Annotated in this window: 22 protein-coding genes and 1 pseudogene; 19 read left to right on the forward strand and 4 right to left on the reverse strand. The window is 64.8% G+C overall.

Annotation, left to right across the window (positions count from 1 at the left end; genetic code table 11):
• Positions 1-11: 11 nt before the first annotated feature.
• Positions 12-653 carry an AIR carboxylase family protein gene (locus MXF70_RS08320; protein ID WP_248515160.1) on the forward strand — a complete coding sequence of 214 codons (642 nt, stop codon included), beginning with the start codon at positions 12-14 and terminating at the stop codon, positions 651-653.
• A gap of 83 nt (positions 654-736) precedes the next feature.
• Here MXF70_RS08320 and MXF70_RS08325 read toward each other — a convergent pair whose 3' ends face one another.
• Complete coding sequence (locus MXF70_RS08325) at positions 737-1,654, reverse strand: AEC family transporter (RefSeq protein ID WP_248515161.1); 918 nt, start codon at positions 1,652-1,654, stop codon at positions 737-739.
• Positions 1,655-2,274: 620 nt separating this feature from the next.
• Between MXF70_RS08325 and MXF70_RS08330 the strand changes: the two genes are divergently transcribed.
• The 15 genes from MXF70_RS08330 to MXF70_RS08400 all read left to right on the forward strand — a co-directional run bounded on the left by MXF70_RS08330 (position 2,275) and on the right by MXF70_RS08400 (position 15,981).
• Positions 2,275-2,688, forward strand: coding sequence for an NADH-quinone oxidoreductase subunit A (locus MXF70_RS08330; RefSeq protein ID WP_248515162.1), 414 nt, complete (start codon positions 2,275-2,277; stop codon positions 2,686-2,688).
• Positions 2,685-3,392, forward strand: a complete 708-nt coding sequence (locus MXF70_RS08335) for an NADH-quinone oxidoreductase subunit B (protein ID WP_248515163.1) — start codon at positions 2,685-2,687, stop codon at positions 3,390-3,392. The genes MXF70_RS08330 and MXF70_RS08335 overlap by 4 nt, the downstream gene beginning before the upstream one ends.
• A gap of 16 nt (positions 3,393-3,408) precedes the next feature.
• On the forward strand, positions 3,409-5,103 hold the full coding sequence (locus tag MXF70_RS08340; protein ID WP_248515164.1) for an NADH-quinone oxidoreductase subunit D: 1,695 nt from the start codon (positions 3,409-3,411) through the stop codon (positions 5,101-5,103).
• Positions 5,103-6,263: a complex I subunit 1/NuoH family protein gene (locus tag MXF70_RS08345; RefSeq protein ID WP_375140817.1), complete on the forward strand. Its 1,161-nt coding sequence runs from the start codon at positions 5,103-5,105 to the stop codon at positions 6,261-6,263. Before MXF70_RS08340 ends, MXF70_RS08345 begins: the two co-directional genes overlap by 1 nt.
• Positions 6,260-6,721, forward strand: coding sequence for a NuoI/complex I 23 kDa subunit family protein (locus MXF70_RS08350; protein ID WP_248515165.1), 462 nt, complete (start codon positions 6,260-6,262; stop codon positions 6,719-6,721). Before MXF70_RS08345 ends, MXF70_RS08350 begins: the two co-directional genes overlap by 4 nt.
• 438 nt (positions 6,722-7,159) lie before the next feature.
• The gene (locus MXF70_RS08355; RefSeq protein ID WP_248515166.1) at positions 7,160-7,426 is read left to right on the forward strand and encodes an NADH-quinone oxidoreductase subunit J; all 267 of its coding nucleotides are present in this window, start codon (positions 7,160-7,162) and stop codon (positions 7,424-7,426) included.
• A gap of 85 nt (positions 7,427-7,511) precedes the next feature.
• Positions 7,512-7,832 carry a hypothetical protein gene (locus MXF70_RS08360; protein ID WP_248515167.1) on the forward strand — a complete coding sequence of 107 codons (321 nt, stop codon included), beginning with the start codon at positions 7,512-7,514 and terminating at the stop codon, positions 7,830-7,832.
• Complete coding sequence (gene nuoK / locus MXF70_RS08365; RefSeq protein ID WP_248515168.1) at positions 7,829-8,134, forward strand: NADH-quinone oxidoreductase subunit NuoK; 306 nt, start codon at positions 7,829-7,831, stop codon at positions 8,132-8,134. Before MXF70_RS08360 ends, nuoK begins: the two co-directional genes overlap by 4 nt.
• Position 8,135: 1 nt before the next feature.
• Positions 8,136-10,211 carry an NADH-quinone oxidoreductase subunit L gene (gene nuoL / locus MXF70_RS08370; protein ID WP_248515169.1) on the forward strand — a complete coding sequence of 692 codons (2,076 nt, stop codon included), beginning with the start codon at positions 8,136-8,138 and terminating at the stop codon, positions 10,209-10,211.
• Complete coding sequence (locus MXF70_RS08375) at positions 10,208-11,761, forward strand: complex I subunit 4 family protein (RefSeq protein ID WP_248515170.1); 1,554 nt, start codon at positions 10,208-10,210, stop codon at positions 11,759-11,761. The genes nuoL and MXF70_RS08375 overlap by 4 nt, the downstream gene beginning before the upstream one ends.
• Positions 11,762-13,270: an NADH-quinone oxidoreductase subunit N gene (locus MXF70_RS08380; RefSeq protein ID WP_248515171.1), complete on the forward strand. Its 1,509-nt coding sequence runs from the start codon at positions 11,762-11,764 to the stop codon at positions 13,268-13,270.
• A 258-nt stretch (positions 13,271-13,528) separates the two neighbouring features.
• Positions 13,529-14,482: a bifunctional 2-dehydro-3-deoxygluconokinase/2-dehydro-3-deoxygalactonokinase gene (kdgK1, locus tag MXF70_RS08385; protein ID WP_248515172.1), complete on the forward strand. Its 954-nt coding sequence runs from the start codon at positions 13,529-13,531 to the stop codon at positions 14,480-14,482.
• An 83-nt stretch (positions 14,483-14,565) separates the two neighbouring features.
• A complete protein-coding gene (locus MXF70_RS08390; protein ID WP_248515173.1) occupies positions 14,566-14,748 on the forward strand; it encodes a DUF5786 family protein in 183 nt (60 codons plus the stop codon).
• Positions 14,748-15,302 carry an endonuclease dU gene (locus MXF70_RS08395; protein ID WP_248515174.1) on the forward strand — a complete coding sequence of 185 codons (555 nt, stop codon included), beginning with the start codon at positions 14,748-14,750 and terminating at the stop codon, positions 15,300-15,302. Before MXF70_RS08390 ends, MXF70_RS08395 begins: the two co-directional genes overlap by 1 nt.
• Before the next feature lie 73 nt (positions 15,303-15,375).
• On the forward strand, positions 15,376-15,981 hold the full coding sequence (locus MXF70_RS08400) for a uracil-DNA glycosylase (RefSeq protein ID WP_248515175.1): 606 nt from the start codon (positions 15,376-15,378) through the stop codon (positions 15,979-15,981).
• Between the two features lie 9 nt (positions 15,982-15,990).
• Here MXF70_RS08400 and thiD read toward each other — a convergent pair.
• A pseudogene (gene thiD, locus MXF70_RS08405) lies at positions 15,991-16,815 on the reverse strand (bifunctional hydroxymethylpyrimidine kinase/phosphomethylpyrimidine kinase); the annotation flags it as partial.
• A gap of 225 nt (positions 16,816-17,040) precedes the next feature.
• On the opposite strand from thiD, the gene MXF70_RS08410 reads away from it, so the two are divergent.
• Positions 17,041-18,216, forward strand: coding sequence for a site-2 protease family protein (locus tag MXF70_RS08410; RefSeq protein ID WP_248515176.1), 1,176 nt, complete (start codon positions 17,041-17,043; stop codon positions 18,214-18,216).
• Between the two features lie 207 nt (positions 18,217-18,423).
• Here the strand turns inward: MXF70_RS08410 and MXF70_RS08415 are convergent, their stop codons facing one another.
• Positions 18,424-19,014, reverse strand: coding sequence for a 50S ribosomal protein L15e (locus MXF70_RS08415; RefSeq protein WP_248515177.1), 591 nt, complete (start codon positions 19,012-19,014; stop codon positions 18,424-18,426).
• A 385-nt stretch (positions 19,015-19,399) separates the two neighbouring features.
• On the opposite strand from MXF70_RS08415, the gene MXF70_RS08420 reads away from it, so the two are divergent.
• Positions 19,400-21,331 carry a bacterio-opsin activator domain-containing protein gene (locus MXF70_RS08420; protein ID WP_248515178.1) on the forward strand — a complete coding sequence of 644 codons (1,932 nt, stop codon included), beginning with the start codon at positions 19,400-19,402 and terminating at the stop codon, positions 21,329-21,331.
• 246 nt (positions 21,332-21,577) lie between these two features.
• Here MXF70_RS08420 and MXF70_RS08425 read toward each other — a convergent pair whose 3' ends face one another.
• The gene (locus MXF70_RS08425) at positions 21,578-22,483 is read right to left on the reverse strand and encodes a serine/threonine-protein kinase RIO2 (RefSeq protein ID WP_248515179.1); all 906 of its coding nucleotides are present in this window, start codon (positions 22,481-22,483) and stop codon (positions 21,578-21,580) included.
• A gap of 248 nt (positions 22,484-22,731) precedes the next feature.
• Between MXF70_RS08425 and MXF70_RS08430 the strand changes: the two genes are divergently transcribed.
• Positions 22,732-23,364: a DsbA family oxidoreductase gene (locus tag MXF70_RS08430; protein ID WP_248515180.1), complete on the forward strand. Its 633-nt coding sequence runs from the start codon at positions 22,732-22,734 to the stop codon at positions 23,362-23,364.
• Positions 23,365-23,376: the final 12 nt, after the last annotated feature.

The raw sequence follows: 23,376 nt of genomic DNA on the forward strand, positions 1-23,376 counted from the left end.
AACGATCGCCTATGACCGATGCAGTCGCCGATCTGATCGATGATCTCGAGCGCGAGGCCGAGGCCGATCGACCGACCGAAGACACGCCCGAGATCGGGATCGTGATGGGCTCGGACTCCGACCTCGAAACGATGATGACCGGCGGGCGGCGTCCGGGTGCCTACGACGCGCTCGTCGAGCACCTCGGCTTCGCCGAACAGACCGACCACGCCGAGCCGCCCGAGGCCCGCTTCGCCTTCGAAACGTACGTCACGTCGGCCCACCGGACGCCGGACCTGATGACGGCCTACGCCGAGACGGCGGCCGACCGCGGGATCGACGTCATCATCGCAGGTGCAGGTGGGAAGTCCGCGGATCTGCCGAATATGACCGCCTCGATTGCGTACCCGCTGCCGACGATCGGCGTCCCCGTTCAGGAGAAGTCCGTGGACTCGGTGATCGGCATGCCCCAGGGCGCGCCACTGACCGCCGTCGACGCTGGCAAGTCCTTCAACGCGGCGCTGTCTGCGGTCCAGATCCTTGCGCGCCAGCACGACGAGCTCGAAGAGCGCCTCGTCGCGTACCACGACGATCTCCGCCACGGCGTCGGCGAGGACTCGCGGGGCCTCCACGAGATGGGCACGCCCGCGTACCACGACCAGATGGATAACTGAGAAACAGCACAGGGTGCGGCACAGATAGGCGGCTCTGGACACCGACTGGCTGCTCGCGGATCTCCTTAGACGACCCAATCTGCTCAGACGACGATCCGGATGACCTGGACGACGAGCAGCAGCGACGCGACGGAGCAGACCGTCGTCGCGAACACGTTGATCGAGGCGAGCTGGCGGTCGCCACCGAGCTCGCTCGCGAAGACGTACGTCGAGACGGCCGAGGGCATCGCCATCATCACGACGCCAGCGCGGACCGTCGAGGCGTCCGCGCCGACGAGGACGAACGCACCGAGTGCGATCACGGGCATCGCGACCAGCTTGAGGACGACGACGGCGCTGACGGTTCCGAAGGGGATTGCGTCGGCGTCGAGCGTGAGCGCTGCACCGACACACAGCAGTGCGATCGGGAGAGCGAGCTGTCCCAGATACTCCAGTCCCGTGTCCGCGACCGTGGGTATCGTGATGCCGGCGACGGAGGCGGCGAGTCCGACGATAACCGAGAGAATCGCGGGATTCGCGAACATGCTGCCGAGTTCGGAGGTCAGCGAGGCGTCGGCGTCGTTCATCGTCGTCAGAATCGTCACCGTCAGCCCGATCTGGACGAGGGCCGCGACGCCGAGGATCAGCGCGGCCTTCGCCGTCGCCAGTGAGCCGAACGTCGTGGCGACGACCGGCACGCCGAGATAGCCGAGATTCGAGTGGTAGGACTGTACCGTCGCGACGCTCCGCGTCGCCGGATCGGCCGTTCGGCCGTGGACGACGGAAGCGATCCCCGCGACGGCCAGGAGCGTGCCGGCAACGCCCACGAGGAGCTCCGCGGAGAGGACCTCCGAGAGCGGCTGGTCGTACGTCGAGGAGAGGATCAGCGCTGGGAGGGCGACGTAGTACGCGAACGCGTTGAGCTGCTCCCGCCGGGTCGGTTCGAGGATACCGACTCTCCGTGCGGCGGTCCCGGCGGCGAGGAGGACCAGCATTGCCAGCAGCGAGAGCAGCAGCGACACACGCTCGCCTCGCCGTGTGGGCCGTTTAGCCGTTGCGCTCCCGGCGAACGTCGGTCGATCGCCGAGGGTCGGTGCTCACGGCTGACTGGGAACAGGAGTACGGCCGATGCACAACCGCTTGGAAGCCCCCTCCCGCTCGTCTGCGTACGCTCCCTGCGCGCCTTGCCTCACTCGCTGGCGCTCGCTCGGCTGCGGTGCTTACACCGACAGACTCGCTCCGCTCGTCTGTCGAGGTTCGCCTCGCTGTGCTCGGCTCACCGTCGCCTACGCAGACGAGCGGTCGGCCCCTTCCAGTCCCACCCGGAGCTTGGCCACATCGAGTGGTGTACGGTGGACGGCCGGGCCAGAGTTCGTTGGGAAGCCTCCCGACTAATTGCGGAACTGGCTCGGTCGGCCGGTAGGCGGTGGGTCGCAATCGTGTAAATTCCGGTGGGGCTTCCAGGCGAGCGCCGACTGCGAACCCCCGGTACTGCGGTCGGCCCGACGACGGTCGTTCGTCCGTCGGCGACGATGCCAGCTTCGGCCACACGTAGCTGGAAGAAATCACGAGAGGAAGCGGCGAAAACGTAGTTCTGAACCCTTATATGGGAGGCTCACAAAGCTCCGCTCGACACTGAGGAATGAGTGATTGGATCGCAATCGGCGCGCTCGGAATCGTGGCAGTCGGCATCCCGGTAGCGATGATGGCGATCTCCGCACTGCTTCGACCGAGCGTTCCGGAACGACACAAGCGCGCCACCTACGAGTCCGGGGAGGTGCCGACCGGGGGGACCGAAATCCGGTTTAATATTCAGTACTACATGGTCGCCCTGCTGTTCCTCGTCTTCGACGTGGAGACGGTGTTCATCTTGCCGTGGCTCGCCGTCTACCGAGAGGCGATCGGTGAAGTCGGGCTCGCTCGGGCCCTCTTCCCGATGCTCGCCTTCCTGTCGATTCTGGTGATGGGGCTCGTCTGGGCGTGGCGCAACGGCGCCGTCGAGTGGATCCGCTCGTCGCGGGCGACGGTCCGGGCACGAAGGGAGGACCAGCTATGAGTAGTGACGAACCACGCACCGCGATTTCGGGGAGTACAGCGCCGGTGACAGACACGCGTGACGCCCGTCGCGGAGAGGGCGTCGACGACCGGTTCAACTCGAAGCTCCGGGAAGCATTCGGGTCGTCGCCGTTCATTCTCACGAAGTTCGACAAGTTCATGAACTGGGCGCGGGGCTCCTCGATGTTCCTGCTCCAGTTCGGGATCGCGTGCTGTTCCATCGAGATGATGCACACGTTCGCCGTCAAACACGACAGCGACCGATTCGGGGCCGGCGTGCCCCGCGCGTCGCCACGCCAGGCGGACGTCATGATCGTTCCGGGGACGATCGTCTCCAAGTTCACTCCCCGGATGAAGCGCGTCTACGACCAGATGCCCGAGCCGAAGTTCGTCATCGGCATGGGTTCCTGTACGATCTCCGGCGGTCCGTTTCAGGAGGGGTACAACGTCGTGAAGGGTGCCGAGGAGGCAATCCCCGTCGACATTCACGTCCCCGGCTGTCCGCCCCGCCCGGAAGCGCTGCTATACGGCATCGCGAAGCTGCAGGAGCGCGTCGCGAACGGCGAGTCGTCGCCGGTCGTCGTCAAACCCTACGAGCTCCAGCAGTTCTCGGAGATGGAACAGGACGAGGTCGTCGACCAGCTCGCCGACGAGATCGACGAGGACGACCTCGCGATGCGGTACAACTGGGCTGATTCGCCATGATCGAGGTGACCGCTGAATGAGTACTGGCGAAGAGCAGTCCGGTGATGACGCGGGCGAGCAGGCGATCGAGCCGACTGAGGCGAAGGTCGCGGAGCTACAATCTCTGCTCGGCGATCACGTTCTCGACACGGAGGAGCACCTGAACGCGCCCGCTATCGTCATTCGCCCGGACGCCGTCCAGGCGGTTCTTTCGACGCTCAAGGAGGAAGCCGGCTACGATCACTGCTCCTGCGTCACGGCCCAGCAGTATCCCGACCGCTACGAGTCGATCTACCACCTCAAGAAGTACGCCGACCCCACCGACGAGGTCAGCGTCGTCGTCCCCACCGCTCGCGACGATCCGACGAGCGAGAGCGGCGCTCCCGTCTACGAGACTGCGAGCTGGCACGAACGAGAGGCCTACGACCTCGTCGGCATCGACTACGACGATCACCCCGACCTTCGCCGGATTCTCCTGCCCGACACGTGGCAGGGTCACCCGCTTCGCGAGGATTACGATCAGGACCGGCCCCAGATCGTCACCCTCCGCGAGAACGCGAATCCGCTGCTGGAGGACCACCGAGGCAGCGAGGAGGAGGGCGAGTCCGACACGATGTTCCTCAACATCGGACCGCACCACCCCGCCACGCACGGCGTGCTCCACCTCGAGACGGTCCTCGACGGCGAGCAGGTGCTAGACGTCGATCCCGACATCGGCTATCTCCACCGCTGTGAGGAGCAGATGTGCCAGCAGGGCACCTACCGCCACCAGATCATGCCCTACCCCGACAGGTGGGACTACATCTCGGCGGGTCTCCTCAACGAGTGGGCGTACGCCCGCACCGCAGAGGACCTCGCCGACATCGAGGTGCCCGAGTACGCGCAGGTCATCCGGACGATGGGCGCCGAACTCTGCCGCATCGCCTCCCACATGCTCGCGATGGGCACGTTCGCGCTGGACATCAACGGCGACTTCACCGCGACGTTCATGTGGGCGATTCGCGAGCGCGAGCGCGCTCAGTCGGTCCTCGAAGAGCTCACAGGCCAGCGCCTGATGTTCAACTACTTCCGCCTGGGCGGCGTCGCCTGGGACCTTCCGTCGCCCCGGGAGGATTTCTTCGAGCTGACCCGGGACTTTCTCGACGGCCTGCCGGAAGCGACCCGCGAGTTCCACGATCTCCTGACCAACAACGAGATCATGCAGCTCCGGACAATCGACACCGGTGTCATCGACCCGGAGACTGCCAAGGACTTCGGCTGCACGGGTCCGGTCGCCCGTGCCTCCGGCATCGACTACGACCTCCGCCGCGACGACCCCTACGGCTACTACGACGAGCTCGAGTGGGACGTCGTCACCGAGGACGGCTGCGACAACTACTCGCGCCTCCTCGTGCGGATGCGCGAAGTCGAGCAGTCCGCGAAGATAATCGACCAGTGTATCGACCTGCTCGAGGACTGGCCCGAGGATGAACGCGAGATCCAGTCGAACGTTCCGCGGACGCTCAAACCCGAGCGAGACACTGAGATCTACCGTGCCGTCGAAGGCGCGAAGGGCGAACTCGGCATCTACATCCGCGCCGACGGCACCGACAAGCCCGGCCGGTTCAAGATCCGCTCGCCGTGTTTCTCGAACCTCCAGTCGCTGCCCGCGATGGCGGAGGGCGAGTACATCCCGGACCTCGTTGCCGCGCTGGGTAGCCTCGATATCGTACTCGGGGAGGTGGATCGGTGATGTCAGCCGGTTTCGGACCGCTGCTCGCCGCTGTCACACTGTTGCAGTCCAACGGTGCCACCATGCTTCCCGAGTGGCTAGCGGACGTCCTCCGGCTCGACGGTCTCGGAGTTGCGGGAACCGCGATCGCCGCGCTGATCGGCGCATTCGTCATCGCGAACGTACTGCTGATCAACGCTGCACTCGCGGGTCCGTGGGCGAAGCGGAAGATCGCCGCGGCGTTCTGGGGTAAGCTCGGTCCGAACCGAATGGGTCCGGGCGGTACTCTGATCATCGTCGCGGACGCGCTCCGGATGCTCTCGAAGGAGCTCATCGTTCCGGAGGGTGCGGATCGCCCCGCGTGGGACATCGCTCCGATCATCGTCGCCGGCTCGGCGATGCTCGGGTTCGCGGTGATCCCATTCGGAAAGATCGGTGGCGTGCAGGTGCAACTCGCCGATCCCGAGATCGGTCTCGTGCTCGTTTTCGCGATCGCATCCGTCACGTCCGTCGGACTGGTGATGGGTGGCTACGCGTCCAAGAACAAGTACTCGATGCTGGGATCGCTGCGCGCGGTCGCCCAGAACATCGCATACGAGATTCCGCTGATCGTCTCGGCCGGATCGGTCGTCATCTTCGCGGGCACGCTCCAGCTCTCGGGCATCGTCGACGCCCAGACGGAGACGCTCGTTTCGGTCGGTGGCTTCGGAATTCCGGCGTGGTACGCGTTCGTCAACCCCTTCGCGTTCATCCTCTTCCTGACGGCGAACCTCGCCGAGGTCGGGCGGAACCCCTTCGATATCCCGGAGGCGCCGACCGAGATCGTCGCCGGATACCAGACCGAGTACTCCTCGGTCTACTTCGTCCTGATATACCTCGGGGAGTTCCTCCACATCTTCCTCGGTGGTGCGCTCGCGGCCGTGGTCTTCCTCGGCGGCGGCGCTGGCCCGGTCCTGCCGGGTCCGGTCTGGCTAATCGTCAAGATGTGGGCGTTCTTCCTGTTCACCCAGTGGGCGCGACAGACGTTCCCCCGGGTGCGCATCGACCAGCTGATCGAGATCGGCTGGAAGGGCCTGCTCGTCCTCGCCTTCGCGAACCTGATCCTGACCGCGGTGCTGGTCGGGTTCCTCGAGGGTGACGTCGAGTTTGCCTTCGCGAGTCTCCAGGTGATTACAGCATGATCGGCGTTCTCAAAGCGATGGCAACGACGATGAAGCGCGCGGTCGGTGACAACACGTTCACCGTCGAGTATCCCGAGGAAACGCCGGAGGTCAGCGCCCGGTTCCGCGGGGTCCACAAGTTCAGCCAGGAGCGTTGCATCTGGTGTCGCCAGTGCGAGAACGTCTGTCCGAACGACACCATCCAGATCGTCACGGACGAGCAGCGCAACGGCGAGCAGTACAACCTCCACATCGGTCAGTGCGTCTACTGCCGACTTTGCGAGGAGGTCTGCCCCGTCGACGCGATCATCCTGACACAGAACTTCGAGTTCACCGGCGACACGAAGGACGACCTCGTCTACAACAAGGAGCAGCTAATGTCCGTCCCGTGGTACAAGGACATCGACCCGCTCGAATCGCGCGAGCCCGATCGCGGTGCGTGGATCGGCGAGGGCGAGGGCGAAGTCGACTACCAGTAGCGACTCCTGATTGGCTGGCTGATTTTCGGAGCGTTCGGTCCTGTTTTCACGTAGCGATTTGGGTGTGCGGAGGGTTCTGTCTGTAGAGCATTTCGACAGCCACTCGACCAGCCTCGGTGGTCTCCTCCATTCTGTGCTCCTTCCCTGTCAGTCGCGCCCACGCGGTTCATCGGAGTTTCACGATGGGCGAACGCCCACGCCGATCGGCGCTCTGGATCGGTCGATCGGAGCGGGAACAGACCGTGGGAGTAGACCCCAACTGGCCCACACACTTTGCTCAAGAATTCATCACGTCATTCTGCAAGGAGGGGTACCCGTCATTTTCGGGTGCTGGTTCGCCGTATCACCCGTATTTCGTACTCGTTCGACCGCCAGCGCCCACGCGCTCGCGCGACCGTCTCGAAATCTTGAAAGGGGCGCCAGCAAGAGGTTGTTCCAATGGTACTCGATACGATCGCGTTCGCGCTGCTCGCCGTCGTCCTGGTGGGGAGCAGCCTCGGCGCCGTCACGGTGCGCGACGTCTGGCACGCAGCACTGCTGCTGGGCGTCTCGCTCGTGACCGTCGCAGCGTTGTACGTGACGCTCGCGGCGGAGCTTCTGGCCGCCATCCAGGTACTCGTCTACGTGGGTGGCGTGCTGATCCTGATCACGTTCGCCGTGATGCTGACGCGCCGGGCCGAGGACGAAGAGGAGGTGTCGGCATGAGTACACCGACGCTGTCCTCCACAATTGGGGTCCAGGACGGGGGATTGAACGGGGGAACACCTGGCGCGGCGACGGAGGTGACCCGATGAGCCGACCAGGGATCAAGTCCGGACGCACCATGCTTCCCGGGCTGGCTGCAGTCGCGCTGTTTGGCGTGATGGCCTGGGTCTTCCTCGGCGCGTCATTCGGTGACGCCGCAGGGTTCCCGGGCGGCGCGAGCATGGTCGACACGATCGGCTACGCGCTGATCGACGCCAACCCGACTGAGATTCCCTCCGAAGGGTTCCTGGCGGCGCTGATCATCATCGCGCTGGTGCTCGACGCGGCGCTGGACGGAGCGATTCACCTCGCACGGCGCGAGGACGAGTCCGAGCCCGCCGACGCAACCGGGGGTGAGGACGCGTGACGGTTCCAGTCGAGTGGTATCTCGTGCTTTCGGCGGCCGTGTTCTGTATCGGGATCTTCGGCATCCTCACGCGCCGAAACGCACTGATCTTCCTGATCTCCGTCGAGCTCATGCTCAACGCTGCGAACATCAATCTGGTCGCATTCTCACATTTCTACGGGAACGCGACCGGACAGGTGTTCGCGCTCTTTACGATCGGGCTCGCAGCGGCGGAGGTCGCGATCGGGATCGGCATCATCCTGGTGCTCACCCGGAACTTCGGCGAGGCGGACGTCACGTTGCCAACGGAGATGAGGTGGTAAGATGGTGAATGCATTCGATCTCGTCTGGCTGATCGCAGCGCTCCCCTTCCTGTCATTCGTCGTGTCGGTCACCGTCGGTCGGTGGCTGCCCAAGGAAGGTGCACTCCCCGGCATCGCCGCGACGGCTGGCTCGCTCGCGCTCTCGCTGTGGGCGTTCCTCACGGTACGGTCCTCGGGCGCTCACTACGAGAACGAACTGTACACGTGGATCGACGCGGGCGGCTTCGAGCTCACCTTCGGCGTGCTCGTCGATCCGCTCTCCTCGATGATGCTCGTCCTCGTCTCGCTGGTGGCATTCCTCGTGCACGTCTTCTCGATGGGGTACATGAACGACGACGAGCTTCACCGCGAGAAAGGTGGCTTCCCCCGATATTACGCCGGGCTCGGTCTGTTCTCGGCGAGCATGCTCGCCTTCGTCTTCTCCTCGAACCTGCTGATGGCGTTCATGTTCTTCGAGCTCGTCGGCCTCTGCTCGTGGATCCTGATCGGCTTCTGGTTCCGCGAGGAGGCGCCGCCGAGCGCCGCGAAGAAGGCGTTCCTGGTCACCCGCTTCGGTGACTACTTCTTCCTCGTCGGCGTCGTCGGCATTCTGGTTACCTTCGGGACGTCCGGCTTCGCCGATGGCGGATTTCCCCAGATCGCCTCGCATTTCCTCGAAACCGGTGAGGGTGCCGACCACATCTGGGTGCCGGGCGACCTCGATACGCAAACCTGGTTCTCGATCCTCGGCCTGCTCGTGCTGGGCGGCGTGATCGGCAAGTCCGCCCAGTTCCCGCTGCACACCTGGCTCCCCGACGCGATGGAGGGCCCGACCCCCGTCTCCGCGCTCATCCACGCAGCGACCATGGTCGCAGCGGGCGTCTACCTGGTCGCGAGGATGTTTGGCTTCTACGCCGGGCTGCCGACGGTGCTCGCGATCATCGCCTTCATCGGCGGCTTCACCGCGCTGTTCGCGGCGTCGATGGGCGTCGTCAAGGACGACATCAAGCAGGTACTCGCTTACTCGACGATATCGCAGTACGGGTACATGATGCTCGCACTCGGCGTTGGCGGCTACGTCGCGGCGAGCTTCCACCTGCTCAACCACGCCTTCTTCAAGGCACTGCTATTCCTGGGCGCCGGCGCGGTGATCGTCGCCACACACCATCACCAGGACATGTGGAAGCTCGGGGGCCTCAAGCGCGAGATGCCGGTCACGTACTACACGTTCCTCGCCGGCTCGCTCGCTCTCGCGGGCATCGTTCCCTTCTCGGGCTTCTGGTCGAAGGACGAGGTGCTCTACGACGCACTCCTGATCGGTCTGGAGCAGCCCCTGTTCCTCGCGGCGTACGCGATGGGTCTGCTCGCCGTGTTCCTCACCGGCTTCTACACCTTCCGGATGGTGTTCCTCACATTCCACGGTGAGCCTCGCAGCGAGCACGCCGAGCATCCCGAGCCGCTTCGCTGGAACACCAAGGGCCCGCTGGCGGTGCTGGGCGTCCTCGCTACCGTGACGGGTCTACTCAACATGAAGCCCGTTGCGGAGCTGATCGGCAACCACGACATCCTCTACCTCGAGAACTGGCTCGACAGCGGGACTGCAGCCAACGGTGGCGAGTGGATGGGTAGCCTCACGTACCACCACTACGGCCACCTCGTCCACGAGGTTGCTGGACTCCACGAAGGCTCGCCGCCGCCGTCTGCGGAGCTTGCACCGATCGTGTTCGGCGCAATCTCACTCAGCCTCGCACTCGGGGGCGCACTGCTTGCCAAGTCGATCTACGACGTCCCCGAGCCCGAGCGGATGACCGACCGGCTCGGTCCGGTCGGCCGCGTCGTGCAGCGCAACTACTACCTCGACGAGTTCCAGGTCTGGCTGGCTACCGGGGTCACCGAACCCGTCGCTCGAGCGAGCAACACGTTCGACCAGGGTATCATCGACGGCGCAGTCAACGCGACCAGTAGCGTGAGCCTGTTCTCGGGCGAACGCGTGCGCCGGATCCAGTCTGGAGCAGTCACGAACTACGTCCTCGTCATTGTAATGAGTCTGATCGTCTTCGTCGTCGCCGTCGGTATCGTCGGGGGGTGGTTCCTGTGATCATCGAAGCGCTGCTCGCGGTGACGCTGCTGGGCGGTATCGCCGTCTTGCTCGCTCCGGACCGGCTCGCGGGGAAGTTGGCCTTCGGCATCAGCCTCGGCCCGCTGCTTGGAGGCCTCTGGATGTTCTGGCAGTTCGACGGCAGCGGCAACCTGATGTTCGATTCGGCGGCGAAGAGCTTCGAATCCTCGCTGTCGGGGACGACGCTGCTCTCGATGGGTCCCTGGGACGTCCAGTGGCTCGCGGCCGTCGACGGCATCAGCCTGCCGCTGGTCGTGCTCTCGACAATTCTGACCACGCTTGCCATCGTCTCCGCGTGGACGCCGATCGACGAGCGCCAGTCCCAGTTCTACGCGCTCGTCCTCTTCATGGAGGCTGCGCTGATCGGCGTGTTCACGGCGCTGGACTTCTTCGTATGGTTCGTCTTCTGGGAGGGCGTCCTCGTGCCGATGGTCCTGCTGATCGGCGTCTGGGGCGGTCCTCGCCGGAAGTACGCCGCGATCAAGTTCCTCGTCTACACGAACGTCGCGAGCGCAGTGCTGTTCGTTGGCTTCCTCGGTCTACTGGCCGGGCTCGACGGAACGATCACGTCGTTCGCTCTGCCGGAGATCTCACAGGCGATCCACGCTGGGGAGCTCCAGGGCGTCGGACCGTTCAGCCCTGAAGAGCTGGCGACGGTCAGCTTCTTCGCGATGTTCGCTGGATTCGCGGTGAAGGTCCCGATCGTTCCGGTCCATACGTGGCTACCGGACGCACACGTCGAGGCACCGACGCCGGTCTCGGTGCTGCTGGCTGGCGTTTTGCTGAAGATGGGGACGTACGCGCTGCTCCGATTCAACTTCACGATGCTTCCGGAGGTCGCCATGGCCAACGCCGAGTTGATCGCTGCGATCGCGGTCATCTCGATCCTCTACGGCGCGATGCTCGCGCTGGCACAGCGCGACCTCAAGCGCATCGTCGCGTACTCCTCCGTCTCGTCGATGGGGTACGTCATCCTCGGGCTGGTGGCCTTCACCGTCTACGGCGTCGGTGGTGCGACCTTCCAGATGCTCTCACACGGCCTCATCTCGGGCCTGCTGTTCATGACCGTCGGCGTGATCTACAACACGACGCACACGCGCATGGTTGGTGACATGTCCGGGCTCGCGGATCGGATGCCGGTCGCTTCGTGGGTGTTCGTCGCGGGCGCATTCGGCTACATGGGCCTCCCACTCATGTCCGGGTTCGCCGCCGAGCTGTTCGTCTTCATCGGTGCTTTCGGTGCCGAGGGGCTGCAGTACTCGCCGATCTTCACCGCGCTCGGGATGTTCGGCATCGTCATCGTGGCCGGCTACCTGCTTTCGGCGATGCAGAAGTCACTGTTCGGGCCGTTCCGGCTCGAGACCGACTACGAGATCGGCCGCGCGCCGTTCCACGACGTCGCGCCGCTGTTCGTCCTGCTGGGCCTGATCGTCCTGCTGGGCGTGGCACCCGACGTCGTCTTCGATATGGTCGAGAGCGCAACGCAGCCGATTGTCGACGCCGCTGCGGAGAACGGGGGTGGTGCCTGAATGGCACTCGATACGCTGGGTGGTGAGGACTGGTTCCTCCACCTCGCGCCCGCACTGGTGATGATCGCGACAGCGCTCGCCCTGTTCGGCGTCGACGCGCTCGACCCCGATTCGACGAACCACCGCGCCGTGTTCGGCGTCACGCTCGCCGGCACGCTCGCGGCGCTGGGATCGGCGATCGCACTCCTCTTCGGCATGGGGCCGGAGCTGGGAACGACGCTGTTCTCGGATCAGCTGGTTGCCGACGAGGCGAGCCTGCTGTTCACGCTGATCGTCACGAGCGTCACCTCCCTGGTCGTCCTGGGGAGCTACGACTACCTCGAAGACCTCCCGGACAAGGGCGAGTTCTACTCGCTACTCCTGCTCGCGGCGACGGGGATGGTGCTCATGGCACACGCCAACTCCCTCGCGACGGTGTTCGTCGCGCTTGAGCTGGCGAGCCTGCCGTCCTACGCACTCGTCTCCTTCCTCACGGACAACCGCGGGAGCGTCGAAGGTGGTCTCAAATACTTCCTCATCGGCGCGCTCTCCTCGGCGGTGTTCGTCTACGGCATCAGCCTCGTCTACGCGGCGACGGGCTCGCTGTTGCTCTCCGACGTTGGTACTGCCGTCACCGAGGGCGTCGATCAGACCGGCGTGCTGGGCCTGGGCGTCCTGCTCATGGTCGCCGGCTTCGGCTTCAAGATCGCGAGCGTCCCGTTCCACTTCTGGGCGCCCGACGCGTACGAGGGCGCGCCCGCCCCGATCTCCGGGTTCGTCTCCTCCGCGTCGAAGGCCGCTGGCTTCCTGATCGCCTTCCGCGTGTTCACGACCGCGTTCCCGCTCGGAGCGATGCAGGACGCAGGTATCGACTGGGTGTTCGTCTTCGGCGTGCTCGCGGTCCTGACGATGCTCCTGGGGAACCTCGCAGCTGCAACCCAGGACGAGGTCAAGCGCATGCTCGCGTACTCCTCGATCGCCCACGCCGGCTACGTGCTGATCGCGCTGGCGGCGCTCAAAAGCGGCGGCGCCCACAACGACTGGGTGCTCGCCGGTGGGATGCTCCACCTGTTCGTCTACGGCTTCATGAACACTGGCGCGTTCCTGTTCGTCGCACTCGCCGAGCACTGGGACGTCGGCCGGACGTTCGAGGATTACGCTGGTCTCGGTGAGGAGGCGCCCGTCGCCTCCGCGGCCGTGACGGTGCTCCTGTTCAGCCTCGCCGGCCTGCCGGTCGGCGGTGGGTTCTGGAGCAAGTTCATGCTGTTCGGCGGCGCCATCCAGAACGGGTTCTGGTGGTTCGCGGCGATCGGTCTTGCTGCGAGCGCACTCTCCCTGTTCTACTACTGGCGGCTGATCCGCGCGCTGTGGATCGACCAACCGACCGACGGTGGACACGAACTCGACGGCACGCCGACGGGTCTTTACGTCGCTGTGCTCGTCGCCGCGCTCGTGACGGTCGGGCTGCTGGTCGGCGTCGGTCCGGTCGCCGAGGTCGCCTTCGACGCAGCGGGCAACCTCGTCGGCTGAGGACGGTCCGACTGCTGGCCAGTTCGGTTCAGTTTTGCTTTCCGTTTCACCGTCACACCTTCTCCATAGAGCAATTTTCAGGTCCGGCTGGGTCTGTTGGGCTGGCAGATTTTTTCAGTGGATTTCCGGTCCGTTTGACCGCCGAAGAGCTCGGTAGGACTAGGGTATCCTCAGGCTCCGACGACGAACGCCGGGACTTATTATCCGGCCTGCCAATTGCCAGAGCATGACAGGAGACGCCGCTGGAGGGCGATCGCAGTGAGCGACCTCGTGACGTTCGGAGAGACGATGTTGCGTCTCTCTGCGCCACAGGGTGAGCGCCTGGAGCGGACGGAGGAACTCGAGGTGTACGTCGGTGGCGCCGAATCCAATACCGCGATCGCGGCCGAGCGCCTTGGCGCCGTCTCGACGTGGCTCTCCGCGCTTCCCGACTCGCCGCTCGGCCGACGTGTCGCCTCGGAGCTGCGCAGCCACGGTATCGACACCGAAATCGCCTGGACGGAGGACGGCCGCCAGGGGCTTTACTTCCTCGAACACGGCGGTGAGCCTCGCGGGACGAACGTGATCTACGACCGAGACGACGCACCGATCGCGAGCGTCGGTGCCGACCAGTTCGATCCGACCGTCTTCGAAGACGCCAGGTTGTTCTACACGAGCGGCATCACGCCGGCGCTCTCCGAGCAGGCCCGGGACACGACCTACCACCTGCTTCAGGGCGCCCGGGAGGCTGGCCTTCGGACCGCGATGGACGTAAACTACCGCTCGAAGCTCTGGACGCCCGAGGAGGCCAACGCCACGCTGACGAAGCTATTCCCCGCACTGGACGTCCTCTTCGTCGCGATCCGGGACGCCCGGGAGGTGCTGGGCTATGAGGGCAACCCGACGGAGCTCGCCAACCACCTCATCGCGGAGTACGATCTCCAGACCGTCGTAGTGACGCGTGGCGAGCACGGTGCGCTCGCGATTCACGACGGCGTCGTCCACGAACACGACGTCTACGAGGCCGAGACGTACGATCCGATCGGGACCGGCGACGCCTTCGTCGGTGCCTTCCTCGCACGCCGGCTCTCCGGCGACGACGTCGGCCGCGCCCTCGAGTACGCGGCTGCGACGGCGTCTTACAAGCGCACGATCGCCGGCGACGTGGCGTCGGTCACGAAGGAGGAGGTCGAGGCGCTCATCGAGAGCGGTGCCGAAGACGTTTCGCGGTAGTCGTAGCACGGATCGGCTGCGTCGCGTTCGCCACTGGGCTGCCGTGGATTTTATTGGCGCCTAATGTCTATAACTACACGTACATGGGGTTCGGTAGCTACGACGAATCCGAGCAGGGGAACCAGGAGATCGACACCGATCTCGACGAGGAGAACGTAGCAAATGAGGAGACCGATCACGACGGCGACGTCGAGTTCGAGATCGGTGCCTCGAACGACGAACTCATCGATCGCCTCTCGGACATCAAAGAACAGGACGCAAACTGATGCACTCTGGCGTCCGGGCGCTGGGCGTCGCGGAGTCCTACGGCCCGGACGCTACGGAGAGCACGCTCGCTGGCGTGGTCTGTCGTGCTGATCGTGTCGTCGATGGCTGCTCCTTCGGTCGCTGTACGGTCGGTGGAACCGACGTCACCGACGCAGTGGCGTCGCTGTACCAGGACCTCGAGCGCGAGGACGTTCGGTATTGCCTGGTCTCTGGAATCGCGCTCGCGTGGTACAATCTCCTCGAGCCCGAACGGTTGGCCAAACGAATCGATCGGCCGGTGATCGCCGTGACTTACGAAGAGAGCGACGGACTGGAAGACGCGCTCGGATCGGCCTTCGAGGGCGACGAGCTGGCCGATCGGCTCGAACGGTACCGACGGCTTCCCGAGCGCCACGGGACGACCGTCGACGGTCACGACCTGTTCTTTCGGACGGGCGGGATCGACCAGATGGAGGCGGCCACTGTGCTCGAGCAATTCACTGTAGAGGGAGGTCGTCCCGAACCGCTCCGAGTCGCACGTCTGGTCGCGCGCGCTGGTGCGGCACGCAGGTGACGTCTCGTGCCGTCTCGCTCCGTCGCCGGCCACACCCCGGCGATTAAATCCCGGTCTGCCCTACCACTGCGCAATGAGCAACTCCGGGGACGGATCGATGACCGGTGTCGACGTGACTGAGTGTACGCGCTGTGCGGACCTCGTCGAATCCAGAAGCCGGATCGTCAACGGCGTCGGTCCCGAGACGGCGGACCTCTGTTTCGTGGGCGAGGCTCCTGGTGCACAGGAAGACGCAGAGGGCGAGCCGTTCGTGGGCCGGAGCGGTGACGTTCTCGACGAGGCCCTGCGTGACGCTGGCCTCTCGCGGGCCGACGTCAGGATCACGAACTGCGTCCGCTGCAGGCCGCCGGACAACCGGGATCCGACCGCGACCGAACTCGAACACTGCAAGGGGTATCTCGTCCAGGAGCTGGAGCAAGTCGACCCGGAGATCCTCGTCACGCTCGGCAAGGTTCCCGCGGAGCATCTCCTGGAACGCGACGTTGCCATCACGTCCGAGGCCGGCGACGTCGTCGAGGCGACCATCGGCGACCGTCGCCAGCGAATTCTGCTGTCGGTACATCCTGCTGCCACGCTCTACGATCGGAGCCAGCGCGACCCCTTCGAAGAGACGATCGAGCGTGCGGCGTCACTGGCAGGAGAAGACGTCGGCGACCAATCCCGGATCGGCGAGTTCTAAGCGTCAGTCCGTACGGTCGCCATCCGTACGTGCTCGGACGTCGACGAGGTGGTTCACCGCACCCGGTCCCTGTCCAACGTCGTAGTGGTGGGCGACGGCGCGTTCGAGGAATGCCGTGCCCGCCTCGACGGCAGCAGGGAGTGGCTCGCCACGGGCGAGCAGGGCGGCGATCGCCGCGGAGAGCGTGCAGCCCGATCCGTGGGTCGCATCGGTATTCACCCGTTCGTGTTCGAAGACGTAGCTCTCCTCTGCCGTCACGAGCACGTCTCGAATTGGATCGCTTTCGACGTGACCGCCCTTGACAAGTGCCGCGTCGGCGCCGAGGCCGAGGATCGCATCGCCCGCCGTCTCGGCCGTCTCCACGTCCTCGACCTCGAGGTCGGTCAGGACGTAGGCCTCGTCTGCGTTGGGCGTGACGAGCGTCGCTTCACCGATCAGCTCCTCGTAGGCGGCCTCGGCGTCCGGTTCGAGTAACCGGTCGCCGCTCGTCGCGACCATGACCGGGTCGACCACTACCTGTGCGTCGATCTCACCGATTCGATTCGCGACCAACTTCACGATCGGCGCCGTCGCGAGCATGCCGGTCTTGACTGCGCCGACGTCGAAGTCCGATGTGACGGCGTCGAACTGTGCCTCGACCACGTCGGCTGGCAGCACGTGGCTGGCCTCGACGCCACGGGTGTTCTGTGCAGTCACTGCCGTGATTGCGGTCGTTCCGTAGACGCCGTGGGCCGCCATCGTCTGGAGGTCAGCCTGGATGCCGGCGCCGCCACCGGAGTCGCTGCCGGCGATCGACAGTCCGACCGGCGGCGTGGTGGGCGTGGGTTCTCTCACGACTCGGTGGTACTGGTGGGTCGTACTAAGCCGTGGCGCTCTCTGACACGTCGTCGGCACCGTCGTGGATCTTCGGCCGACCGACGATTGGGATCGTCCCTCCTCGACAAACACGTCGGTGCTCGCTATATCGTGCGTCTCTCCGGGTCGTCCGCTCCAGATCCGGCGAACTGAGAGTGCCCGCCCGCACCAATCCTTATGCAGTTATCTGCCATACAGTAGATAATGCGTAGCATCACGGTCGGCAGCATTTTCGACATCCCCATCCGGATCAACGCGTCGCTGTTGCTCTTCTTGCCGATCCTGGTCTGGCTGATCGCCGGCCAGATCGAACTCTACGGCGACGTCGTCAACGCGGTTTCGCCCACTTCGATCGAGGTCGAGCCGCTGACGGAGGGCTCCAACCCCTGGATCATCGGCGTTGCCGGTGCACTGGGGCTGTTCGTCGGCGTGTTGCTCCACGAACTTGGCCACTCCGTCACGGCGATGCGCTACGGCATTCCGATCGCGTCGATCACGCTGTGGATCTTCGGCGGACTTGCTCGCATGGAGGATCTTCCGGAAGACTGGTCGATCGAGTTCTGGGTCGCGCTTGCGGGACCGGCGACGAGCCTGGGAATCGCGGTCGTCTGCTATCTCGCGCTGTTCGCGATCCCGTCATCGGCCCCTGCCATGCTCATCTTCGTCGTAGCATGGTTGGCGGTGATCAACCTGACGTTGGCGATTTTCAACATGTTGCCGGCGTTTCCGATGGACGGCGGTCGAATCTTTCGTGCGCTGCTGGCCAGCCGTCGACCCTACGTCGAGGCGACCTCGATCGCGGCGAAGACGGGCCGGTTCTTCGGTGCGGCGATGGTAGTCCTGGGAATCCTGAACCTCGCACCACTACTCGCGCTCGTCGGCTTTTTCGTCTACGTCGCGGCTGGCGCCGAGTCGCGGGTCGTGGCGCTTCGGGATCTCCTCCGGGACGTATCCGCCGGTGACCTGCTGCGTGCGGATTCGACGGCCGTCGACGACGACCTGACGGTCCAGCGGCTCCTCGAACTGATGCTGGAGGACCGTCGGTCCGGCTATCCCGTCGTTGACGCGGACGGTCGCGTCGTTGGGATCGTTTCACTCGGTGCGATTCGCACCGTTCCCGCTGCCGACCGGTCGACGACGGTAGTCGCCGACGTCATGTCGCCTGATCCACCGACTGCCACCCCTGAGACCCCTGCCTTCGAGGTGCTGGAGCTTCTCGCCACGTCCGAGGGCGATCGCGTCGTCGTTCTCGAAGAGGGCTGCCTCCTTGGCACGCTCGACAACGAATCGATCGCCGAGTACATCGATCTCGTTCAGGGAATCGGCCCCGTTGCCGACGACGCCGCCACGGAAGTTCGACCACCAGACGGCTACGTCTAATCTCCCAGCGGCGTGCAGCGTGAGGGATTGGGGCCGCTCCTGGCCCCGTCTTCTGAACTGTTGCTCAGTGGCTGTCTGTCGAACGGAATGGCTCTCCGAACGTAGTGTCTACCCGGCCAACGCTCTCGAGAGAACGAAACTGTGGGAAAAATACCGACCCAGTCGAACGGATCGACTGGATCGATTCGAAGAAACCCGATCGACCGATCAGTGACCGCGGTCGGAGCCGGCAGAGGAGCTGGGCCGGTTGGACTCGGCACCCTTGCCGCGGTTACGGAGGCCACGGTTCGAGGCTCCCGCACCGGTCTTGCCCCGGAACGCACGACCGGACTGGGAGTCGGCGCAGATCCAGTTGAGGTCGTCGTCGTTCTCGATCGCGGGGTGCTCGGGATCGACGAGCACGATTTCGTGCCACTTCTGGGAACCGTCCTCACCGACCCAGTAGCTGGAGAGCACGCGGAGGTTCCGGAACTTCCGGCTCGCGCGCTCCTCGGCGATCCGCTGGATGTTCTTACGGCGGCCGATGCGGTTGACGCCCTGGCGCTTGGACCGTCGGCCGGCCTTGAAGCGCTGCTTCCGGGCGGTCCCCTTGCGGACGGAGACGCGTGCGACGACGATGCCCTGCTTCGCCTTGTAGCCGAGCTCGCGCGCTCGGTCGAGGCGAGTGGGCCGGTCGACGCGGACGATTGCGCCCTGCTCGCGCCACTCTTGCTTGCGCTGCCACTGCAACTCCGCCAGTTTACCGTCGCCCGGGTTGCGCCAGGCGTCTCGGATGTGCGAATAGAAGCTTCGTGCCATTGTGTTCTCCTCGGGCGTTGCGTGGTTCAACCCGTTCGCCGACCGACCATCGGGATTTACGGTGGTCAGTTCGGCTCTCCCGACGATCGCCAGGTGGCGACCGAGGGCCAGGGTCACATCCCGGCCCGTCCCGTGGACGGGTGCCCGCTGGAGCCCGACTGCCAGCGAGTTATTCGAACGTCCGGGGTTTCGGCGGTTAAACGCTTCGAAGCGCTGCGGTGGTCGATCGCCCACCATTCTCAGGACGCGGACGATCAGCCGACCTCGCAGCGATCCGGGCTGTCTCGGAGTGCCTCGTCTGGGGGTCGAGTGGCGCCTGACGCAGATACGACGCAACTCCCGTCCGAGCCCCCTGTTTTTTGGAGGGTCCGGTCGAGGGCAATATATGGCAGACGACTCGACGCAGCCAGGGTGTCCGCTCCGGCGGTTTCTCGAGGGGGTCCTCGGCGACGACGGCGTCGGCGTTCTCGACGAGGTCACGACCGCGGACGTTACGTTCGAGGCCGTCACCGGCGACGCTTACGAAGGCCGAGAGGTGATCAAGGAAGTACTCGCCGAGTCGATGGCTGCTTACGAGAGTTTCGATCTCGAAATCGACTGGATCGTCGCCGATGGCGACCGGCTGGTCGCATCGACGCAGACGACCGCCAGCTCCAGGCGCGGTATCCTCGGTATTCCACCCGCAGAAGATACGCGTACGATCGACACGATCTTCGACGCCAGGCTGGAGGACGGTCGGATTGCGTACCTCCGGCAGGTGTTCGATACTCGCCAGATGATGCCGAGGGCGCTCCGCCGCGGCCGTGGGGCGGCACTCGAGCAGATGCGGGACGCGGTTGTGGTCCTCGACGAGCGAGAGCTGGTCGTGGATGCGAACGCCGCTGCCTTCGAGCTGCTGAACGTCGAACGGGAGGCGGCCCTCGGGGAGTCGATCGACGACGTCCTCGATGGGGTGCCCGCATCGACGGACCTCGTCGACGAATCGACGGACTCGGTGGAGATCGAACGGCAGGGTTGCATCTACGAGCTCCAGACCTCCCCGATCTTCGCCGATGAGGAGGGGCCGGTCGGTCACACGCTCGTCGCCCGCGACGTTACCGAGCGCGAACGACGTACTCGCATGCTCGCCGAGCAACGCGACGAACTCGAACGCTTATCCGAGCTCAACAGCGTTCTTCGAGGTGTTAATCAGGCGCTCGTTACTGCACAGTCCCGCGAGAAAATCGAAAGCGCAGTGTGCGATCGACTGGCAGATACGGACCTCTACGTCGCAGCCTCTATCGGCGACGTCAGGGCCTGGGACGGCGACGCGGAGAGCTTGACCGTCAGCGGCGATCGTGATCCGTCCGGACTGTCGGTACCCGCGCTCTCACGATCCCCAGCAGCGCGGAGTGACGGTGGCGTCCGTATTCGACGAACGTTCGATCCCTCCATCGACTCGTCTGCCGACTCGATGGGAGGCAACGGTGAGGGCGATCACCGCCCCACCGACGCGTCGGATACGTGGCTCGTCGTGCCGTTGTTTTACGGGACGACGGTCTACGGCGGCCTGGCCCTTTGCACGGAGCGACCTCGCTATAGTGATCGCGAACGAGACGTTCTCCTCGAGCTCGGCGAGACGATCGGCCACGCGATCAACGCGCTGGAAACCAGGCGTTTGCTGTCGGCGGACGCCACTGTTTCCCTCGAGTTCACGTCGACAGACGATGCCGACCCGCTCGCGGTGGTGACGGGCGAAGACACGTCGCTGGAGCTCGATGGGCTCATTCCGGCCGGAGAAGGTCGTACGGTCGTCTATCTCACGATTCTCGGCGACGAGCCCGCGGGTGTTGTCGAAACCTTCGCGTCGGTTGCTGATGGCGCTGTTCGAACGGTTCGAGAAGACGACGAGTGGACTCTCGAATGGACTCTGACCGGGGACGTACCGTTGCGAACCTTCGTGGAATCCGGTGGGATCGTTCGCTCTGTTGAGGCCACGCGGGGTACGGTGACGTACGACGTCGAAGTCGCCTGCGACGCCGACGTCAGATCACTCGTCGACCGCGTCCGCAGGCGATTTCCCGAGGTATCCTTGCAGTCCAAAACCGAACAGTTCGAACGGACGCGGACAGAGCGGGTGCTCCGTCCCCAGAGTGACGACCTGACACAGCGTCAGCGAGAAGTCCTCGAGGCCGCCTACCGATCTGGCTACTTCTCGTGGCCCCGGGACACGACGGCAGAGGAGGTGGCCGAATCCATGGATATTGCTCCATCGACGCTGCACTCTCATCTCCGGAAGGCCGAGGCTGCGGTCGTGGAGTCGTTTTTCGACCCGTGAGCTGAATCATCGCCTCGCTCCGAGCAATTGTGGTCCGGAGAGGTACCTGCTCCTCGCCCGAAATTCCGGTCTCTGGCGTGTTGTCGCTCCGAACTCGACGAGTTTGTCTCTCGAAACCGCTTAATCGGATTTGCTATAGCGATAATTGATATATACGTGCGGCGCAGGTCGCCATACCTATTGGACGTTTGACTGTTCGAACTCGGTCGAGTGGCAAAATGTGGCGAGCGGTCCGCCAGTCAGCGGCTACGCGAGAGACGCGATCGACTCGAACTCGTCGTCGCGGATTGCATCGGCGATCGCGGAGGCCGAAACGTCGCCCACGAACCCGGGGTATTTGCGCTCGAAGTACCCGAGCACGTTCTCGACGTCACGATCGAGATACTCCTCGGCATTCTCGTGGTCGGTCGGGATCGCCTGGGGCCAATCGAAGATCGTCACGCCGTCCTCGGCGACGAAGACGTTGTACTCGCTCATGTCGCCGTGGACGTAGCCCCGAGCGTAGGCGGTCTGGATCTCGTCGAGCAACAGCTCGAGGACGCCCCGGATCTGCTCGTCTTCGAGTCGGGTACGGGAGAGCTCGACGCCGTCCATCTTCGCCATCACGATCGCGTGGCGGTTCTGATCGATCGGTTGCGGAACGGAGACGTCGGGGTAGAGCGTTTCGAGTGCGTCGAACTCACGCTCCGCGGCTTTCCGGGCAGTGTAGAGCCAGGAGACGTGGTCGTGATCGGAGGTGTAGTCGCGCTCTTTCGCGACTTTCCGGAAGTTGGTGACGCCCTCGCGGTGGTATTTCAGCGCCAGCGGTCGGTAGGATTCAACCTCGTAGACGTCGCTTTCTTTCCCCACGCCGAGACTCGCGCCGACGCCGGTGATCGACTCGCGCTCCGCAAACGTGTAGAGGGCCAGCGCGTCGTACCCTTCGTAGGTCAGCTTGAACCCCTCGTACTGGATCGTCTTCCGCTCGACGAGCTCCCGGTCCACGCAGCGTTCGAGCCTGTAGTCGACGTTCTCGGTGGTGAGTCCCGAGAAGTCGGGCAGCTTGTTTCGTGCTACCCACTCCGAGAACCGCATCCCGTGTTCGACGCCGGAGAGGAGGTGGACGTCCTCGGGTTCGAGGTCGGCCACGATGCCGGCGACGTTCTGGACCATGGATGCAGGTTGCTCCGTGTCCGGAAAAGCCCCTCGCGTCGCACCTTCTTTATATGGTAAATCGGATGGCGCGATAGGAATTTCCCTACGCCGGTCTCCATGGGCCCTCCATTTGGGTGCCACAAGATCGCCAATTGGACGCAGGCGGGCGAACCATCGACTGTATCTGCCCGTCAGCCTTCGACGAGGCCGTCTCGCGGCCTTCCGCCACCCACGCTCCTTTCAGTCGCAGGCGTCAACGGCTGTGCATGCCCGACGACGCGAAACCGATCACGATGTTCTCCGACTACGTCTGCCCGTTCTGCTACCTCGGGCGGCAGTCCCTCGAGGCCTACCAGTCGAATCGCGATGAGAAACTCCCCGTCGAGTGGCGACCGTTCGACCTCCGCGCCCAGAAGCGCGGCCCCGACGGCGAGATCGACCACTCCGTCGACGACGGCAAAGACGAGGAGTATTTCGAGCAGGCCAGACAGAACGTCGAGCGGCTCCAGGAGCGCTACGGCGCCGACGATATGCTCGGCATGGATGACCTACCGGACGTCGACTCTCTGGACGCGCAGATCGCATCCCACTACGTCCAGGAAGCCCACCCCGACCTCTGGGAGGCCTTCGACGAGGCGATCTTCGACGCGCTCTGGGTCGAGGGCCGGGACATCGGCGACGTCGACGTACTCGCTGACATCGCCGACTCCGTCGGGATCGACGGTGACGACGTCCGCGCGGCGATCGCGGACGAGGACCGCCGCGAACGGGTCGATGCGGCGTTCGACGACGCCCAGGAACTCGGCGTCACCGGCGTACCAACCTTCGTCTACGACGAGTACGCCGCCCGCGGTGCCGTCCCGCCCGAGCAGCTCGAACAGCTCGTCGACGGAAACTGACCGATCGCCCCG

Origin of the sequence: Salinarchaeum laminariae (assembly GCF_023204835.1) — an archaeon.
Classification (GTDB): domain Archaea; phylum Halobacteriota; class Halobacteria; order Halobacteriales; family Salinarchaeaceae; genus Salinarchaeum; species Salinarchaeum laminariae.

Excerpts from the sequence above, each read along its gene's own strand:
- MXF70_RS08390 (WP_248515173.1), top strand. The coding sequence starts at position 14,566 with ATGGGGTTCGGTAGCTACGACGAATCCGAGCAGGGGAACCAGGAGATC.
- MXF70_RS08360 (WP_248515167.1), top strand. The coding sequence starts at position 7,512 with ATGAGCCGACCAGGGATCAAGTCCGGACGCACCATGCTTCCCGGGCTG.
- MXF70_RS08395 (WP_248515174.1), top strand. The coding sequence starts at position 14,748 with ATGCACTCTGGCGTCCGGGCGCTGGGCGTCGCGGAGTCCTACGGCCCG.
- MXF70_RS08355 (WP_248515166.1), top strand. The coding sequence starts at position 7,160 with ATGGTACTCGATACGATCGCGTTCGCGCTGCTCGCCGTCGTCCTGGTG.
- MXF70_RS08330 (WP_248515162.1), top strand. The coding sequence starts at position 2,275 with ATGAGTGATTGGATCGCAATCGGCGCGCTCGGAATCGTGGCAGTCGGC.
- MXF70_RS08400 (WP_248515175.1), top strand. The coding sequence starts at position 15,376 with ATGAGCAACTCCGGGGACGGATCGATGACCGGTGTCGACGTGACTGAG.
- MXF70_RS08425 (WP_248515179.1), bottom strand. The coding sequence starts at position 22,483 with ATGGTCCAGAACGTCGCCGGCATCGTGGCCGACCTCGAACCCGAGGAC.
- MXF70_RS08420 (WP_248515178.1), top strand. The coding sequence starts at position 19,400 with ATGGCAGACGACTCGACGCAGCCAGGGTGTCCGCTCCGGCGGTTTCTC.
- MXF70_RS08380 (WP_248515171.1), top strand. The coding sequence starts at position 11,762 with ATGGCACTCGATACGCTGGGTGGTGAGGACTGGTTCCTCCACCTCGCG.
- MXF70_RS08415 (WP_248515177.1), bottom strand. The coding sequence starts at position 19,014 with ATGGCACGAAGCTTCTATTCGCACATCCGAGACGCCTGGCGCAACCCG.
- MXF70_RS08345 (WP_375140817.1), top strand. The coding sequence starts at position 5,103 with ATGTCAGCCGGTTTCGGACCGCTGCTCGCCGCTGTCACACTGTTGCAG.
- MXF70_RS08350 (WP_248515165.1), top strand. The coding sequence starts at position 6,260 with ATGATCGGCGTTCTCAAAGCGATGGCAACGACGATGAAGCGCGCGGTC.
- MXF70_RS08320 (WP_248515160.1), top strand. The coding sequence starts at position 12 with ATGACCGATGCAGTCGCCGATCTGATCGATGATCTCGAGCGCGAGGCC.
- MXF70_RS08340 (WP_248515164.1), top strand. The coding sequence starts at position 3,409 with ATGAGTACTGGCGAAGAGCAGTCCGGTGATGACGCGGGCGAGCAGGCG.
- MXF70_RS08410 (WP_248515176.1), top strand. The coding sequence starts at position 17,041 with ATGCGTAGCATCACGGTCGGCAGCATTTTCGACATCCCCATCCGGATC.
- nuoL (WP_248515169.1), top strand. The coding sequence starts at position 8,136 with ATGGTGAATGCATTCGATCTCGTCTGGCTGATCGCAGCGCTCCCCTTC.
- MXF70_RS08335 (WP_248515163.1), top strand. The coding sequence starts at position 2,685 with ATGAGTAGTGACGAACCACGCACCGCGATTTCGGGGAGTACAGCGCCG.
- MXF70_RS08430 (WP_248515180.1), top strand. The coding sequence starts at position 22,732 with ATGCCCGACGACGCGAAACCGATCACGATGTTCTCCGACTACGTCTGC.